The organism is Neptuniibacter sp. QD37_11, assembly GCF_047778105.1.
Lineage (GTDB): Bacteria > Pseudomonadota > Gammaproteobacteria > Pseudomonadales > Balneatricaceae > Neptuniibacter.
Map to the genome: position 1 here is coordinate 1,599,519 of NZ_CP180552.1, position 16,677 is coordinate 1,616,195.

The 16,677-nt window shown below is 43.7% G+C and carries 16 protein-coding genes; 9 read left to right on the plus strand and 7 right to left on the minus strand.

Annotated features, from left to right (window positions below):
* Window positions 1-24: 24 nt before the first annotated feature.
* The 5 genes from infA to ACMXYT_RS07290 form a co-directional block, all read right to left on the minus strand.
* Complete coding sequence (infA, locus tag ACMXYT_RS07270) at window positions 25-243, minus strand: translation initiation factor IF-1 (RefSeq protein ID WP_027853708.1); 219 nt, start codon at window positions 241-243, stop codon at window positions 25-27.
* A 128-nt stretch (window positions 244-371) separates the two neighbouring features.
* Window positions 372-1,088: an arginyltransferase gene (locus ACMXYT_RS07275; RefSeq protein ID WP_415900970.1), complete on the minus strand. Its 717-nt coding sequence runs from the start codon at window positions 1,086-1,088 to the stop codon at window positions 372-374.
* Window positions 1,089-1,100: 12 nt separating this feature from the next.
* Complete coding sequence (aat, locus tag ACMXYT_RS07280) at window positions 1,101-1,814, minus strand: leucyl/phenylalanyl-tRNA--protein transferase (RefSeq protein ID WP_415900971.1); 714 nt, start codon at window positions 1,812-1,814, stop codon at window positions 1,101-1,103.
* A 20-nt stretch (window positions 1,815-1,834) separates the two neighbouring features.
* On the minus strand, window positions 1,835-2,791 hold the full coding sequence (gene trxB / locus ACMXYT_RS07285; RefSeq protein WP_415891580.1) for a thioredoxin-disulfide reductase: 957 nt from the start codon (window positions 2,789-2,791) through the stop codon (window positions 1,835-1,837).
* Window positions 2,792-2,851: 60 nt separating this feature from the next.
* Window positions 2,852-3,682, minus strand: a complete 831-nt coding sequence (locus tag ACMXYT_RS07290; protein ID WP_415900972.1) for a CZB domain-containing protein — start codon at window positions 3,680-3,682, stop codon at window positions 2,852-2,854.
* Window positions 3,683-3,878: 196 nt separating this feature from the next.
* On the opposite strand from ACMXYT_RS07290, the gene ACMXYT_RS07295 reads away from it, so the two are divergent.
* The 8 genes from ACMXYT_RS07295 (at window position 3,879) to ACMXYT_RS07330 (ending at window position 13,710) form a co-directional block, all read left to right on the plus strand.
* Window positions 3,879-6,551: a DNA translocase FtsK 4TM domain-containing protein gene (locus ACMXYT_RS07295; protein ID WP_415900973.1), complete on the plus strand. Its 2,673-nt coding sequence runs from the start codon at window positions 3,879-3,881 to the stop codon at window positions 6,549-6,551.
* A 21-nt stretch (window positions 6,552-6,572) separates the two neighbouring features.
* Complete coding sequence (lolA, locus tag ACMXYT_RS07300) at window positions 6,573-7,229, plus strand: outer membrane lipoprotein chaperone LolA (RefSeq protein WP_415900974.1); 657 nt, start codon at window positions 6,573-6,575, stop codon at window positions 7,227-7,229.
* 49 nt (window positions 7,230-7,278) lie between these two features.
* The gene (locus ACMXYT_RS07305) at window positions 7,279-8,574 is read left to right on the plus strand and encodes a replication-associated recombination protein A (RefSeq protein WP_415912198.1); all 1,296 of its coding nucleotides are present in this window, start codon (window positions 7,279-7,281) and stop codon (window positions 8,572-8,574) included.
* A 21-nt stretch (window positions 8,575-8,595) separates the two neighbouring features.
* Entirely contained in the window at window positions 8,596-8,967 is a 372-nt protein-coding gene (gene crcB / locus ACMXYT_RS07310; protein WP_415900975.1) for a fluoride efflux transporter CrcB, read from the plus strand.
* Window positions 8,968-8,995: 28 nt separating this feature from the next.
* On the plus strand, window positions 8,996-10,270 hold the full coding sequence (gene serS / locus ACMXYT_RS07315) for a serine--tRNA ligase (RefSeq protein WP_415900976.1): 1,275 nt from the start codon (window positions 8,996-8,998) through the stop codon (window positions 10,268-10,270).
* Between the two features lie 151 nt (window positions 10,271-10,421).
* The gene (locus ACMXYT_RS07320; protein WP_415900977.1) at window positions 10,422-10,919 is read left to right on the plus strand and encodes a DUF2867 domain-containing protein; all 498 of its coding nucleotides are present in this window, start codon (window positions 10,422-10,424) and stop codon (window positions 10,917-10,919) included.
* 62 nt (window positions 10,920-10,981) lie between these two features.
* Window positions 10,982-11,518 carry a GNAT family N-acetyltransferase gene (locus ACMXYT_RS07325; protein WP_415900978.1) on the plus strand — a complete coding sequence of 179 codons (537 nt, stop codon included), beginning with the start codon at window positions 10,982-10,984 and terminating at the stop codon, window positions 11,516-11,518.
* A 236-nt stretch (window positions 11,519-11,754) separates the two neighbouring features.
* Window positions 11,755-13,710: a methyl-accepting chemotaxis protein gene (locus ACMXYT_RS07330; RefSeq protein WP_415900979.1), complete on the plus strand. Its 1,956-nt coding sequence runs from the start codon at window positions 11,755-11,757 to the stop codon at window positions 13,708-13,710.
* Window positions 13,711-13,781: 71 nt separating this feature from the next.
* On the opposite strand, the gene nhaB is transcribed toward ACMXYT_RS07330, so the two are convergent.
* Window positions 13,782-15,287, minus strand: coding sequence for a sodium/proton antiporter NhaB (gene nhaB / locus ACMXYT_RS07335; protein ID WP_415912105.1), 1,506 nt, complete (start codon window positions 15,285-15,287; stop codon window positions 13,782-13,784).
* 255 nt (window positions 15,288-15,542) lie between these two features.
* Here nhaB and nudC point away from each other — a divergent pair, with 255 nt between their 5' ends.
* The gene (gene nudC / locus ACMXYT_RS07340; RefSeq protein WP_415900981.1) at window positions 15,543-16,310 is read left to right on the plus strand and encodes an NAD(+) diphosphatase; all 768 of its coding nucleotides are present in this window, start codon (window positions 15,543-15,545) and stop codon (window positions 16,308-16,310) included.
* Between the two features lies 1 nt (window position 16,311).
* Here nudC and ACMXYT_RS07345 read toward each other — a convergent pair whose 3' ends face one another.
* The gene (locus ACMXYT_RS07345) at window positions 16,312-16,653 is read right to left on the minus strand and encodes an SCP2 sterol-binding domain-containing protein (RefSeq protein ID WP_415884859.1); all 342 of its coding nucleotides are present in this window, start codon (window positions 16,651-16,653) and stop codon (window positions 16,312-16,314) included.
* Window positions 16,654-16,677: the final 24 nt, after the last annotated feature.

Here is a 16,677-nt window from a genome sequence, read left to right on the forward strand (position 1 = left end):
TGCGAAGCAGGGAGAAAGCAATGATTAACGCGCGCGATAAACGATACGGCCTTTGCTTAGGTCGTATGGAGTTAGTTCTACTTTAACTTTATCGCCAGTCAGGATACGGATGTAGTTTTTACGCATCTTACCTGAGATGTGTGCAGTAACAACGTGGCCGTTTTCCAGCTCAACACGGAACATAGTGTTCGGGAGCGTGTCAACCACGGTGCCTTCCATTTCAATGCTATCTTCTTTAGCCATTAATTCTCTACCTTGTTGAGGATCTCCAGAAACTCTGGACCGAATAATTGCGCGGTATTGTGCCTGAAAAAAAAGGCATTATCAAAGACAATTACGGCAACATACGGTTTTGTTTATATATATGCAGGTTATTCGGGTTTTACTAGCGTCCAGTAGCCATCAATGAGGAGCTCAAATGGTCGAAATGCGACTTTGTAGCTCATCTTACGACACTCTTTAACCCAATAGCCCAAATATAAATAATTTAAGCCATTATCTTGGCAATATTGAAGCTGCCATAAGATACAGTAAGTACCTAAGCTACGTTTAGGGAAAGATGGATCATAAAAAGTATAAATGGCAGATAAGCCTTTCTGGAGGCGATCAATTACGCTGACGGCGAGCAGATTAGAATCTTCGTCTCGGAATTCTAGAAATTGCGTATGTTCATCAGCTTCGACTAAGAATGAGTTAAATTGGTCGAGACTTGGTGGGTACATATCACCATCTTGGTGACGTTCATTGATGTAGCGTGAGTAGAGGGTGTAATACTCTTCAGTAAACTGTGCAGGTTTAGCAGTTACAGTTAAGTCTTTGTTTTTATTAATTATCCGTTTTTGGCTTTTCTTAAGCTGGAAAATTGCTAAAGGAATTCTAACGGAGATGCACGCATTGCAGTCTTCACAGTGAGGACGATAGATATGCTTACCACTACGACGGAAGCCCAAGTCGGAGAGCTGACCGTAGGTGTACTGGTCTATTTCAGCATGCGGGTCTACAAACAGAGTTTTAGCTGTTTTATTTTCTAAATAGCTGCAATCGTGTTCTGGTGTGGCATAAAAGTGCAAAGTCCTAAGGTTCGTCACACTTAACTCCAATTAATCGCCATGTGTTTCAAACTGCCAGCTATGGTCGAGCGGTTGATCAAGGTATTTATCCAAATAACTTTGAAATGACTCTCTCGGTATCTCATAAGCACCTAGAGAAAACAGGTGTTCATTGCTTACCTGGCAGTCAATTAAAGCATAGCCCCACTTTTCCAGCTGTTCGACCATTTTTATCAACGCGATTTTAGAGGCATCGCGTTTTCGGCTAAACATAGATTCGCCAAAGAATAGTTTTCCGATTGCTAAACCATACAGACCGCCGACCAGCTCTCCCTCCATGTACACCTCTACAGAGTGGGCAACGCCCAGTTTATGTAGGTGGTTATAGGCATTTTGTATATCACGGGTAATCCAAGTCCCATCTTCACCTTTGCGTGGTTCTGCGCAAGCCGCTATCACTGCAGCAAAGTTTTTATCAAACTCGACCCTGTAGTCATCTTTTTTGAGGCGTTTACGCATACTGCGCGAAACATGCAGTTCTTGTGGGGTAATGACACAGCGCGGACTCGGGCTCCACCATAGAATCGGCTCGCCAGGGCTATACCAAGGGAAAATGCCCATTCGATAAGCAGAAACTAAGCGTTCAGGCGTTAAATCACCACCTGCCGCTAATAATCCATTAGGATCTTCTAAAGCTTGATCGATCGGTGGAAATGGATCTGTTGAATCTTGTAACCAAGGAAGCATAAAAAAAGAAGCTGCCATGAAGGCAGCTTCGGTCTCACTTATTTTTCTAGATCGTCTAGGTAGCGCTCTGCATCAAGCGCAGCCATGCAGCCGAAACCAGCTGATGTGATAGCCTGACGGTAGATGTGGTCGCATACGTCACCTGCAGCATAAACACCTTCTACAGATGTTTGAGTTGCGTTACCTTCAAGGCCTGATTGAATCTTAAGGTAGCCATCTTTCATTTCTAGCTGGCCTTCGAAGATATCTGTGTTTGGCTTGTGACCAATTGCGATAAATACGCCAGCAACATCTAAGTTCTGCTCAGCGCCATCTGTTGTGCTCTTAAGGCGAAGGCCCGTAACACCAGAATCATCACCTACAACTTCTTCAAGTGTGTGGTTCCAGATGATGTTTATGTTGCCGTTTTCAGCACGATCAAGGATCTTGTCCTGTAGGATCTTTTCAGAACGCAAAGAATCACGACGGTGAATTAGCGTTACTTCTTCAGCGATGTTTGATAGGTAAAGTGCTTCTTCTACGGCTGTGTTACCACCACCGACAACAGCCACTTTCTGGCCACGGTAGAAGAAACCGTCACATGTAGCACATGCAGATACACCTTTACCTGCAAACGCTTCTTCAGAAGGTAGGCCTAGGTATTGAGCAGAAGCGCCTGTAGAGATGATCAGCGCATCACAGGTGTACTCACCCATGTCACCTTTTAGACGGAAAGGGCGGTTTTGAAGGTCAGTTTCGTTGATATGATCAAAGATTACTTGAGTATCGAAACGCTCAGCGTGCTGTTGCATACGCTGCATTAATTCAGGACCCTGAACACCATCAACGTCACCAGGCCAGTTGTCCACGTCGGTTGTAGTTGTTAGCTGGCCGCCAGCCTGCATACCGGTAATAACAACTGGGTTTAAGTTTGCACGTGCTGCGTAAACGGCTGCTGTGTAGCCCGCAGGGCCGCTTCCAAGAATAATTAACTGGTGATGTTGTACGTCGCTCATAGTAAAAAATGAATCCGTTAAAAAGTTATGAGTGTATAAATGGGGTGCACTGAGAAAATATCAACCCGCCATGCTAAGTTTTGCACTGGCGTGTTCATAGAATTGTTCTAATGACAGCATCATAAAGCTTTCACCAGAAGGGTCTCTTACATAACCTTCGATAGGTGTGCTTTGATCGATCTTTTTTAGATTGTCCATGGCTACCGGAGAGTAGTCGATAATATCACCGATATTATCCAATACCATTGAGAACCAAGGTGTTCGGCCATCTTTGGTGAGATGTAAAACGATAGGGTGGATGCTGTTTTTGAGGTAATCCTGAATATGTCCAAGGGTGCGTAGTAGTTTTTTTAGAGAGGTCTGGCGCTCAATACGAAGCATTTCAACCGCTTCATCTTGATTGCCAGCTGAAGTCATATCTAAAAGCTTATCACCCAAAGAGTGGATATCTTTATGGGGCTGTTCAATTTTATCGAGCAGCGCTCTTAAGCCGTCATCTTCTGTTTTATAACTGTAAAACCATTGGCCGAATGCGCATGCATGAGGATCTCTAGCTTTGTTGAAAGGTTCACCAGAACGAATCGAGTGCTCAAGTGCATCCATCCAGTCAATATGGGCTTGCTGATAAACTTTGATTTCAGCGATAAGCTCAAAAATCGTGTCTCTTTCTTTGTTGTGTGCAAGAGATGTAGCACATTCAAAGACTTGAACTAGTGTATTACGGAAATCTAAGTAGCCGATAAATCCGTCAACGTGCTCAGTGGCATACTTAATTTCACCGAAGCTATCTGAAAACGAAAGAATGTTGCTGACATCGATACCATACATACTAGAACCAATTGGGAAGGTTAAAGCACGGCGGTTATCTGTATGTAAATTGGTCAGAGACATAGGGCGCATCCATTGAAATAATTCAGATACAAAAGCTTAGTATAAATTCAGTGCAGATATATTACAGATAAGAGTAAAGAAAACCTGCATATAGTAACTATGAATTATAAACCAATGTGCTTCAACCGTTAGTCGCGGATTAAATTATGTTATTGTAGTCATTGGTTTTTTAATACAGATCTATGGAGCTTCACCCTTGAGCGCGACCGACAACGGACAACGTTTAAATTTTCCCGAATTACTTGTAAGAATCAGCCGTGAATCGAGTTTAATCGTTGTTGTTACGGTCAGCCTGTTTTTGATTGTGGCTTTATTTGGATTTAACCCAAAGGATTCAGGATGGTCACACCTTGGCTATCAGCCAGAAATTAGCAATTTAGCGGGGCCAGTAGGTGCTTGGATAGCAGACCTTCTTATTTCGGGCTTGGGACTAGCTGCGTTTTTTATACCTATTCTAATTTTGTATCAAACCGGTCGTTTCTTGTTTAGAAAGCATAGCGGTGCTTTGGATGTTATCCCTTTCTTTATGCTGCGTTTAACGGGCGCATTGCTGTTTTTAACGGCTTTCAGTGCGTTAAGTGCTACCCATATCTCTAACACTGGTTTAGATTATCCTTTCACTGCAGGTGGTATTTTAGGTGAAGCGGTTTCTGACTTAGCTGTCTCTCTATTGAGTGTTTTAGGCAGCTCTTTAGTGTTATTTGCACTACTTTTGTTTGGATTAACCCTATTGTTAGAAATGGGGTGGGGTACAGTTCTGGAGCGAGTAGGGCAGAAGGTTGTTAAATCGACTGAGTCTGTTTTACCGCAACAAGAAGAAACAGAAGCTTCTCTAGATCTATCTGATGATGAGCTTTCTAAAGCCGAAGCGACTCTGCAAAGGGACTACATAAAAGATCAATTCGAAGAGCCGGCGCCTCCATTAGTTAATGACCGTATTGAACCAAGTTTCTCTGATAGTGCTAAACCAGCCACGATCGAAGAGAAATTTGCTTCTCGATTTAGTGCAACAGGTGTAACTGATACTGCTGAAAATACGGAAGCAGCAGCTGAGGAAGTTCCTTTAGTGAGACCACAGCATACTGGTCAGGAACCTAAAGTTGAGCAGCTGATCGAAGAACAGATTGATACTGAAACGGGTGAAATTCTGACAGCGTCTGAACCAGTGCAAGCGGAACCTTCACAACAAGTGGCGCAAGAGCCTGAAGTTTTGCACCCTGTTTCAACACCTGCTCAAGTTGCCACTCCACCAGTAGCAGAAGACGCTAAACCGCAGGTTAAAATTGTACCGTTGTCTGAAACACATAAGCCAATGCAAGATAAAGAGCTTGGTTTAGATGAAGCGGGTGCTCCAAAACGTAAACCTGCACGCAAGATACCGCCATTAGAGCTGCTAGACCCACCTGAACTGAATACAGATACGGGTTACTCGCCAGATGAGTTAGAGCAGATGTCTCGCTTACTTGAAAGCAAGCTAAAAGACTTTGGCGTAATTGCGGAGGTAGTTGAGGTAAACCCCGGCCCGGTAATTACACGATTTGAAATCCAGCCAGCTCCGGGTGTTAAAGCCAGCAAAATTACTAACCTAGCCAAAGACCTAGCGCGTTCTATGGCGGTGACCAGTGTGCGTGTGGTTGAGGTTATTGCAGGTAAGTCTGTAGTAGGTATTGAGATACCAAATGAATCTCGTCTAACCGTACATCTAAGCGAAGTACTGAGTTCTAAACCGTACCTTTCAGCCGGTTCTAAAGTAACAATTGGTTTAGGTAACGATATTGCGGGTAATCCTGTGGTAGCAAACCTTGCCAAAATGCCTCACTTGCTGGTGGCGGGTACAACAGGTTCGGGTAAATCGGTCGGTGTAAACGCCATGCTTCTATCGTTGCTATTCAAAGCAACACCAGAAGAGGTGCGTTTAATCCTAGTCGACCCTAAGATGTTGGAGCTTTCAATCTACGAAGGTATTCCGCATCTATTAACGCCAGTTATTACCGACATGAAAGATGCTGCATCGGGTCTGCGTTGGTGTGTAGGCGAGATGGAGCGACGTTACCGTCTTATGGCTAAGATGGGTGTACGTAACCTAGCAGGCTTTAACGATAAGATTGAAGAAGCGCGTAAGAAAGGTGAGCCTCTCTTAGATCCGCTTTGGAATGCAGAAGAACATGGTGAGCCATTCGGCACGCCGGCACCTGAGCTAGAACCACTACCGTACATCGTTGTCGTGATCGATGAATTCGCCGACATGATGATGATCGTGGGTAAAAAGGTAGAAGAGCTAATCGCACGTATCGCACAAAAGGCCCGTGCTGCAGGGATTCACTTAATCCTAGCAACACAACGCCCATCGGTTGATGTTATTACCGGTCTAATTAAGGCGAATATCCCAACGCGTATCGCCTTCCAGGTATCTTCAAGAATCGACTCCAGAACAATCTTGGATCAGTCCGGTGCAGAGCACCTGCTGGGTTGGGGTGACATGCTCTATCTACCAGCAGGTACAAGTTTGCCAAACCGTGTTCATGGTGCATTTGTAAGCGATGATGAAGTGCATCGTGTTGTAGAGGCGTGGAAGAAGCTAGGTCAGCCAGATTATATTACTGAAATTACGGAAGGTGATGCTGTTTCAGACGGCGGAGGTTCAGGTTCGCTGTTCGATGATGAGCAAGACCCGCTATATGACGAAGCGGTCGCATTTGTATTGGAAACCCGTAAAGCTTCAATTTCTAGTGTGCAGCGTAAATTGAAAATTGGTTATAACCGCGCCGCTCGAATGGTCGAGGCGATGGAAGCCGCTGGTGTTGTGAGTTCTGCGGGCAGTAATGGGCAACGTGAAGTATTAGCCCCATCTCCGAACGGTGAGATGTAATATCACCTTAAAGGTTTGAGTATGAGATTAACGAGTTACATTAAGAAATTTGCTATTCATACCGCATCAGCCTGCTTAATCGCAGGTAGTAGCGTTGCCATGGCTGCAACCGATGGTGCCAATAAGCTGAATGAACTACTACAAGGCTACAACAGCTTTTCAGCCAAGTTTGAACAAGTTACCTTGGCTGAAAATGGCCGTGAAGCACAGAAAACAGAAGGCAGTCTTCTTTTAGCGAAGCCGAATCGTTTTCGCTGGGAAACTCAGCAACCTTTCCCGCAAGAGATTGTATCTGACGGCGAGTATATTTGGATATACGATCCTGATTTAGAGCAAGTTACACAAAGAGCTGCAGATACACAGCAAGACAGTGCACCTGCTTTGATTCTAAATGGCCAAATTGGTGAACTACAGAAAACTTACGCCGTTCGATTAGTTGAAGATACTGGAAGCGAGCAAATCTTCGATCTTAAACCGAAATCTGATCAATACAGCTTCAGCCGCATTCGTTTAGCGTTTGCAGGCAATGTTATTTCTGAACTGATGTTGGAAGATTCTTTGGGACAGCGTACATCTGTTGTATTTGCAGAGCAGACACTTAACCCAGAAGTGACTAATCAAAGCTTTTATTTCCGTGTTCCAGAAGGAACAGACGTCATTGTAGATATTGAGGAATAGAGTGGATCTATTTTCCCAAGCACCTGCATACGAGCCTTTAGCGGCTCGTATGCGTCCAAGAACACTGACCGAATATATTGGTCAGTCCCATCTGTTAGGGCCAGACAAACCACTGCGTACCACACTAGAACAGGGCGTAGCCCATTCTATGGTGTTTTGGGGGCCGCCAGGTGTAGGGAAAACAACGCTCGCTAAGCTGATTGCGCATCATGTTGATGCACACTTTATTACCCTTTCAGCTGTTTTATCTGGCGTCAAAGATATTCGTATCGCGGTAGAACAAGCTAAACAGCATTCGATGCAAAATGGGCGTAAAACAATCCTCTTTGTGGATGAGGTTCACCGCTTTAACAAATCCCAGCAGGATGCCTTTCTGCCTTATGTAGAGGACGGCACTATCATCTTTGTGGGTGCGACCACGGAAAACCCATCTTTTGAGTTGAACAACGCCTTACTTTCGCGTGCGAGGGTATACACCTTAAAGTCACTTCAAGATATCGAGATTCTAGAGGTACTTCACCGCGCAATTATCGACAGCGAAAAAGGGTTAGGTAATCGAAACTTCCAGATTACCGACGATATGTTAGTGCGCTTAGCACAAGCTGCGGACGGTGATGCTAGACGTTCACTAAATCTGTTAGAGATCGCAACGGATCTGGCCGAAAGACAAGCGAATGGAACTGAAGTGATTAATGAAGAGGTTCTTGCTGAGGTATTGCGATCAACAGGGCGTCGTTACGACAAGCAGGGTGATATCTTTTACGATCAGATCTCTGCGTTTCATAAATCAGTTCGAGGCTCATCACCTGATGGTGCTTTGTATTGGTATTGCCGAATGCTGGATGGTGGTTGCGACCCGTTATATATCGCAAGACGGCTAGTGGCAATCGCCTCCGAAGATATAGGCAATGCAGATCCACGCGCTATGCAAGTTGCCTTATCAGCATGGGACGCGTTTGAGCGCGTTGGGCCCGCAGAAGGTGAAAGGGCAATAGCGCAAGCGGCTATCTACTGTGCTTCTGCGCCCAAGAGTAATGCCGTTTATCAGGCTTTCAATCAATGCATGGCAGATGTAAAAGCACAGCAAGACTATGAAGTGCCGGTTCATCTTCGAAATGCGCCAACAAGCTTGATGAAAGAGATGGGTTACGGTGATGAATACCGCTACGCGCATAACGAACCTGTTTCCTATGCGGCTGGAGAATCTTATTTACCGCCAGAAATTGCAGATCAGCAATGGTATCATCCTCAAGAAAGAGGCTTGGAGCTGAAAATAGGTGAAAAATTACGTCACCTCAAACAGCTTGATCAACAAAGCCCTCTCAAACGCTATTCAGACGAATAACCGCAGGGAAAGGATCAAGGGATGTTAAACCTCATAGCAATTGCCATCGGTGGTGCAGCGGGTGCATTAGGTCGTTATTGGGTAAGTAGCTTACTGAATAATGCTGAGCATCGTATCCCTTACGGCACCCTAACTTGTAATGTGGTTGGCTCTTTTTTGATGGGCGTGTTATTCGTTCTAATTCTAGAAAAATCAAAACTCAGTCCAGAGATGCGACCGCTATTAATGGTTGGTTTCATGGGTGCATTCACAACTTTTTCTACTTTTTCGTTAGAAACTGTCGCAATGCTGCAGCAAGGGCATATGATGTCGGCTGCGATTTATATATTATTAAGCGTTCTACTGTGTTTGGTTGCTATGTATGGCGGCCTTTGGTTTACACGCTTGTTCTAATCTTTATACATAGGTGTTTTAAAAGCTCATGCTCGACGCAAAAATTGTCCGTGCTAACCCGGAAGAAGTAGCACAGCTGCTGAAGAAAAAAGGTTTTGAATTCCCGGTTGATCAGTTTGTTGAGCTGGAAAACCAGCGTAAACAGCTTCAGGTTGAAACTGAGAATCTACAGAGCGAGCGAAACACACGATCGAAAGGCATTGGTAAAGCAAAAGCTGCTGGCGAAGATATCCAGCCATTGCTAGCAGAAGTGGCTGATCTTGGTAATAAACTAGATGCAGCTAAAGCTGAGCTAAACAGCCTACAGGACAACCTAGACGAGTTGCTTTCTGGCGTACCCAACATCCCAAGCGATGAAGTACCAGAAGGTGCTGATGAAGAAGATAACGTAGAAGTACGCCGTTGGGGTACACCACGTGAATTCGCTTTCGAACCGCAAGATCACGTTGCGCTTGGCGAAAAGAGTGGCGAACTAGATTTTGAAACGGCTGCTAAACTGACCGGTTCTCGTTTCTCTGTAATGACGGGAAAATTGGCACGTCTACACCGTGCGCTTATCCAGTTCATGCTAGATACACAGATTGAAGAACATGGTTACACAGAAACTTACGTGCCTTACATGGTTAACGAAGACAGCCTTCGTGGTACCGGTCAGCTACCTAAGTTTGGTGAAGATCTGTTTAAAGTACCGTTCGGTGATCGCCAGTACTACCTGATCCCAACGGCAGAAGTACCAGTAACAAATATCGTTCGTGACGAAATCGTTGATGCCGCTCAGCTGCCAATGAAGTACACAGCGCACACGCCTTGTTTCCGTTCTGAAGCAGGTTCATCTGGTCGTGATACACGCGGTATGATCCGTCAGCACCAGTTCGAAAAAGTTGAGATGGTACAGATCGTTGAGCCATCTAAATCTTGGGACGCGCTAGAAGATATGATTCGTCATGCCGAAGCGATCCTACAGAAACTAAACCTACCATACCGTGTAGTAACACTATGCGGTGGCGATCTAGGCTTTAGCTCTGCTAAGACTTACGACATCGAAGTTTGGTTGCCAGGTCAAGATAAGTACCGTGAGATTTCCTCTGTTTCCAACATGACAGACTTCCAAGCGCGTCGTCTAAAAGCGCGTTGGAGAAACCCAGAAACAGGCAAGCCTGAGCTACTGCACACGCTAAACGGCTCTGGTCTAGCGGTAGGTCGTACGTTGCTAGCAGTTATGGAAAACTACCAAACTGCAGATGGCAAGATCCAAATTCCAGAAGCCCTGCAATCATACATGGGTGGGAAAACTGAGATCTAATCTCAGATTGGTTAAGAAAAACACGCTTTTTACAGCGTGTTTTTTTTGGTCCGGATTATGAAAAGAACAGCCCTTTGGGTGATTTAAACAAAGAAAACAGCCATAAATGAATCTGCAAAGTTAGATCTATAAGGAATAAGGGCTAGTCGCAATGATTTCAGAAATCGAATTTCCATCAACAACCACAATCAACGGTAAGGAAAGCGAAAGCTATTACCGAGACTCCTTTCAAGTTTCTGTTCGTCATAACGGCTTGAATGCTAAGGATGTTTATCATCGCATTTTTGGCTATATGCCTAAGAGTATTCAGTTAGCACTCAAGATAAGAAATGCTGTTGTTAAAATGTTTGGTTTTTCGGCGAGTTCTACTGAAATGTCGCTGAGTTTGAATGAGATTGAGGAGGGTAGAAAAGCGGGCTTTCTCAATATAGAACTCGTCACTGATGGTGAGGTTGTGTGCGGTGCCTACGAGCCTAATATGGATATGTGGTTGTCCGTTATGAAAACCTCAGATCATGAGTTTGCGGTATCGACCTTGGTAAACTTGAAGACTAAATCAGGCAAGATCTATATGGCGATGATAAAACCATTTCATAAGGTGGTCGCTAAGTATTGCATTCATCAGGCGATTAAAACGGGACGGTTGTAGTGATTAGTTGCTAGATATTTAGTGGCTAGACATACTCAAATGAGTATTTAAGGACTGTTTGAATGGAATATTCAGCTTTTAATTATATTAATGTACAGGAAACTGTAAATCTGTTCGAAGCTGTTTTTACAGCTTCTGCTGGTGAGCATGAAGGGCGGTTGCTAAGGCAATTGGTAACCAAGTTGGTGGACGAAACTCCACAAAACGATCTTCTTGGATTTTGTGCACATGAGCGTGGCTATCTAGTTGGCGCTATATTCTTCAGCCGGTTAACCCTTCCGAATAAAGCTCTAGCGTTTATGTTGTCACCTATGGCTATTGCTAGCAGCTTCCAAGGAAAAGGCATTGGCCAAAAGCTGATCCGATATGGGTTAGATCAATTAAAAGCAAAAGGCATAGAGCTGGTGGTTACTTATGGCGATCCTGCTTTCTATTCAAAAACTGGATTTAGACAAGTTAGTATTGAGTTAATCGAACCACCTTATCCATTGAGTCAGCCAATGGGGTGGCTTGCACAGATGCTTAATGATCGTGATATTGAGCCTTCAAATGGGAAATTAGGCTGTGTTAAGGCCTTTAATAATCCAGATTATTGGTAAGTATTAATAATTCCCTGTTATGTGTATCAGGTTACAACGGCTTGGTTTATATAAGTAGTTTTATTGCTTTTGATCAGGTTGTAATTAGCCTGTTTTATTCTGGTTTTTACTTCTTGTATTAACTGGCCTCACTAAAAATCTCCCTTGCATTAAGATTTTCTGAACTACACTGTTGTTTAAACCTTAAACAAAATTACACGAGCCTTAGGGAAGAGCCTCATGAAGCGAGTTGTATTATGTTTCAGAAACTTAAACTAACCGCTCAGATTAGTGCGGGCTTTTCTTCGATCATCATTCTTCTTGCGGTCATTTCGATTGCTTCTTGGGTAGGCGTCAACAGCGTTTATAACGGCGTAGTCGAGTATCGTGGTCTTGCTCGTGATACAAACTTAGCGGGTCGTTTACAGGCTAATATGCTGATGGTCCGCTTAGGCGTTCTAAAATTTCTAAATGAGCGCAGTGAAGAGTCGATCAAACAATACGATGGTCGTTTAGCGAAAGTTGAAAGCTTTATGGCTGAAGCCAAAGTTGAGATTCAAAAGCCTGAACGCGCGGAATTAGTTGCTAAATCTGCACAAAATCTAACCAAGTATAAAAATGGTTTTAGCAAAGTAGTTGAGCTCTTTAGAGAGCGAAATAGATTAGTAAAAAATCAGCTTGATCCTTCAGGCCTATCAATGCGTAAGCAGATGACAAGTATTATTAAGTCGGCTTATGCAGATAACGATATTACCGCAGCCTTCTATGCCGCTCAGGTCCAAGAGCACTTACTCCTAGGTCGTTTGTATGTAGCTAAGTATCTTATTACTAATGCTACTGCTGATGAGGATAGGGCCAAGCAGGAGCTTCAAGAGAAAATTTGGCCTTTTGTTGAAAAGTTGGATGAAAATCTTCAAAACCCAACTCGCAGAGAGTCATTGCGGGTATTCAAACAGCAACACGAGCAGTACATATCTACTTTCACAAAAGTGGTTGAGATCATTGAAGAGCGAAATGGCTTAATCAATGGAACCTTAAATAAAATTGGGCCAATTATTGCGAAAGACTTAGAGGATGTAAAACTATCAGTTAAGAAAGACCAAGATGCTCTAGGCCCAGAGATACAAGCGTTGGCGGAAAATACAGTCTTTATGATTGTTGTGCTTTCATTGTTTTCAATAGTTGTTGGTGTGGTTTTGTCGTGGGTTATCGCTAAGATAATTCGTAAGCCCATCGGTGGTGAGCCTGCTGATATCGCAGCAATTACACGAAGCATTTCAGAAGGGGATCTATCTAGAGATTTGGTCGTATCAAGCGGCGATACAGGTATATATCGATCTGTCAGTGAAATGTCGCAAATGCTTAAATCACTTATTGGTAACATTATCAGTACTAGTAAAGACCTTTCCGTTAATGCTGATTCTGCTAGTCAGATATCAGAAGAGACCTCACATATTATTGATCAACAACAAGCTAAAACTTCATCGATTGCTGCAGCAGTTAATGAGATGGCTATGAGTATTCAGGAGGTGGTACGTCATGCGACCGATTCAGCCACGCAATCAAATGAAGGCTTGTCTGAGGTAGAAAGAGGTAAGCAGACCATCAGTAAGACATTGACGGAAATTGGAGATCTAGCGACTAACCTTGAAACTACGGTAGAGTTTATTAAAACCCTTGAACAAAGTAGTTCTGATATCGAAGTAGTTATTGGGGTTATTCAGAATATCTCTGAACAAACCAACTTGCTGGCGCTGAATGCTGCAATTGAGGCGGCGCGAGCTGGTGAACAAGGTCGAGGCTTCGCAGTTGTAGCAGATGAAGTAAGGACGTTAGCACAAAGAACGCAATCTTCTACTACTGAGATTCAAGAGATTATTCAGCGGTTGCAATCCGGTACAGCAGATACTGTAAAAGCAATCGAAACCAGTTACTCGCAGTCACAGCAAACAGTGGCACAGTCAGAGGAAACTGCAGAGGCGCTAGAGCGAATACATAATGCGATAAATGCGATCAGTGAAATGAACATTCAGGTTGCAGGAGCTGTAGAGCAGCAATCAGCAGTCGCAGACGATATCGCTAGGGATCTAGAAAGCATTAGTGCAGGGTTTGAACAAACTGCAGCAGGTGCTAAACAGTCAGCAGGAGCAAATGATCAAGTGAGCGATATTTCTAAACAACTTCAGGCGATGGTGTCTAAGTTCAAAGTGTAAAGTCTTACTCGCTGTTATTAAAAGTTAAAGGCCAGCATGAGGATGCTGGCCTTTAACTTTTAGATAGTTGGCTAGAGATACATCTGCAGGGAGGTGTATGCCACAGCGCTCATCACTATTGTGTAAGGCAGGGCCATAACAACCATCTTGCCGTATGAGAGGCGGATAAGTGGTGCTAAGGCCGATGTTAACAGGAATAAAAATGCAGCTTGCCCATTGGGTGTTGCGACACTTGGGATATTGGTGCCTGTGTTGATTGCAATGGCTAGCGAATTGAAATGCTCGCGTGTAATTGAGCCGCTATTCAAAGCTGCAACGACTTCATTGATATAAACCGTTGCGACAAACACGTTATCACTGATAGCTGAAAGTACTCCATTGGCGATAAAAAATACGCCCGGTTGTTGTTCTACCGGTAAAGCTAAAACTGCTTCGATAATTGGTTGGAATAGATGGTTTTCATGAATGACTGAAACGATTGAAAAGAATACAACTAAGAGCGCGGTGAAGGGCAGTGCCTCTTCAAATGCTTTTCCTATCTGATGTTCTTCGACAATGCCGTTAAAGGCAGTTAGAAGAATGATGATCGTAAGGCCAATTAAACCTACTTCTGCAACATGAAAAGCCAGTGCAAAGACTAAAAAGCCGGCAACAAAGGCTTGGATGCAGAGTGCCGCTTTGTCGCGCAAGGTGCGCTTACCATCCTGTTCAGCCGCAAAATCTAAAAGAATATCCCTAACGTTTTTTGGTAAGCGTGCTCCATATCCACAGATTTTAGTTTTTTCTACTAAGGCACAAGTAACTAAGCCGGCAACTAGCACTGGTAGTGTAATGGGTGCCATAAGTAAAAAGAATTCAAGAAAGCTCCAACCGGCTTTTTCAGCTATTAATAGGTTTTGTGGCTCTCCAACCAGCGTACATACTCCCCCAAGTGCTGTACCGACAGCACCGTGCATAAGTAAGCTTCGCAAGAAGGCACGAAATTCTTCGAGATCGGCATGATGGTTCGCATGTACAGCTTCATCATCGGCGTGGTCGTGATCAGGATTGTGATATGCCTTACCCGAAGCGACTTTGTGATAAACCGCATAAAAGCCGACGCCTACACTGATCAGCACAGCGGTGACAGTAAGGGCGTCGAGGAAAGCAGATAAGAATGCAGAGAAGAAAGAGAAGAGTAGAGCGAGCAGGGTTTTAGATCTAACCTTAATGAGTATTTTAGTGAACACCCAGAGGAGCATATCCTTCATAAAGTAGATGCCAGCCACCATGAACATCAGTAAAAGGATGACTTCGAGGTTAGCTTCTATTTCATGAGCGACGGAATCGGGGCTTGCGAGGCCAATAATTATGGCTTCAATAGCGAGTAGGCCGCCAGGTTGAAGGGGATAGCATTTTAATGCCAGAGCCAGTGTAAATATAAATTCAAAGATTAGGATCCAGCCTGTAATTACGGGCCCTAAGGTAACCAGAAGGATTGGATTTAGTATCAAAAAACCTAGAATCGCTAGCTTGTACCATACAGGTGAATTGCCTAGAAAGTTTCTAGTAAATGCTTGTGATAATGTGTTGGTCATTACTCTGTTTCCTATAATCAGAACAGCTACTGCTGTTATAGGGAAAACCCTTATTTATTTGGGTTGGCATAGACTAACAGTTGGTCTTATAAATCTAAAGACTAAGATTATTGATAGGCGTATCTTTAACTAAAATGGCTGTTAAGTTGTGAATGGAGTTGCAAAAACTACTAGTTAATGCCTTTATGACTGCTCTACTGCAGTTGTAAACTCGTACATAAATAGATTTTACAGTGCGAAAAATGGAGGTAAATCTTGGGGTTACAGGAAAAAAACTACTTTTTAGCATTCGGAGAGTCGCTACTTTGTGATCAACAAGGCAGATTTCTTTTCTCAGAGATAGAGCTGGAATCACTTGATGTGGAGATCAGTTTTGATTTGCCTGAGGTTTCTAATAAGTCTTACCGAGTTGCTGTTTTAAAGGATAGGGGTAAGTGCTTATTTGTGGAGGCGTTGGATTTGCGTTTAGCCTTGTCGCAGACTGAAAACGAAGATGAGTTCTCTATATTGTCTGCTGCAGCTCAAGTAATAACTTGGCATGCCTCGTTTAAGTTCTGTCCACGCTGTGCAACTGAACTGGTTATGGATGAGGCGGACCTTGCCAAGGTTTGTCCATCCTGCGGACATCATCAATACCCACGCCTTTCGCCTTGTATTATTGTGTTGGTGCGCAAAGATGATAAATGCCTTTTGGCGCATTCCAGCAAGTTTAAATCTGGTCGTTACAGTACCTTGGCAGGCTTCATCGAAGCGGGGGAATCTGCAGAGCACGCTGTGGAGCGTGAGGTGATGGAAGAGGTAGGAATTAAAGTTAAAAACATTAAGTATGTTTGCAGCCAATCATGGCCTTTCCCGCACTCATTTATGCTTGGCTTTATGGCTGATTATAGTGAGGGTGAGATAACGCCCGACGGTGAAGAGATTCTAAGAGCTGATTGGTTTAGTGTTGATGACCTGCCAACCATTCCACCCAAATTCACTATCTCGAGGCAGTTGATCGATAAGTTTATAGAAGAGATGTAAATTATTGATCTGTTTGTTTTTCTCGACTAAATAATTTGCCAAGTTTAGTCGCTAACATGATGTTGCCTTCTGCTCTTAACTGACCAGAAAGGAAGGCGCTCATACCATCTTTTTCACCGTTGATTACACTCACCATTGTTTCTGCTTCCATGATAAGTGTCACATTTGGATCATCATGGTCACCCGTTAAAACGTTACACTGAGCATCTTTAATTTCGATATAGAAGTTTTGATCGTCTTCTAGTTCAAATTGAAAGACAGCTTCAAGATCCACAGCATTTTGAGAAACAAATCGACTCGGTAATTTTTCAACAACTTTGCTAACAGATATCTCTTGGCTCATTACTACGTTATCTCAAACGGGTGG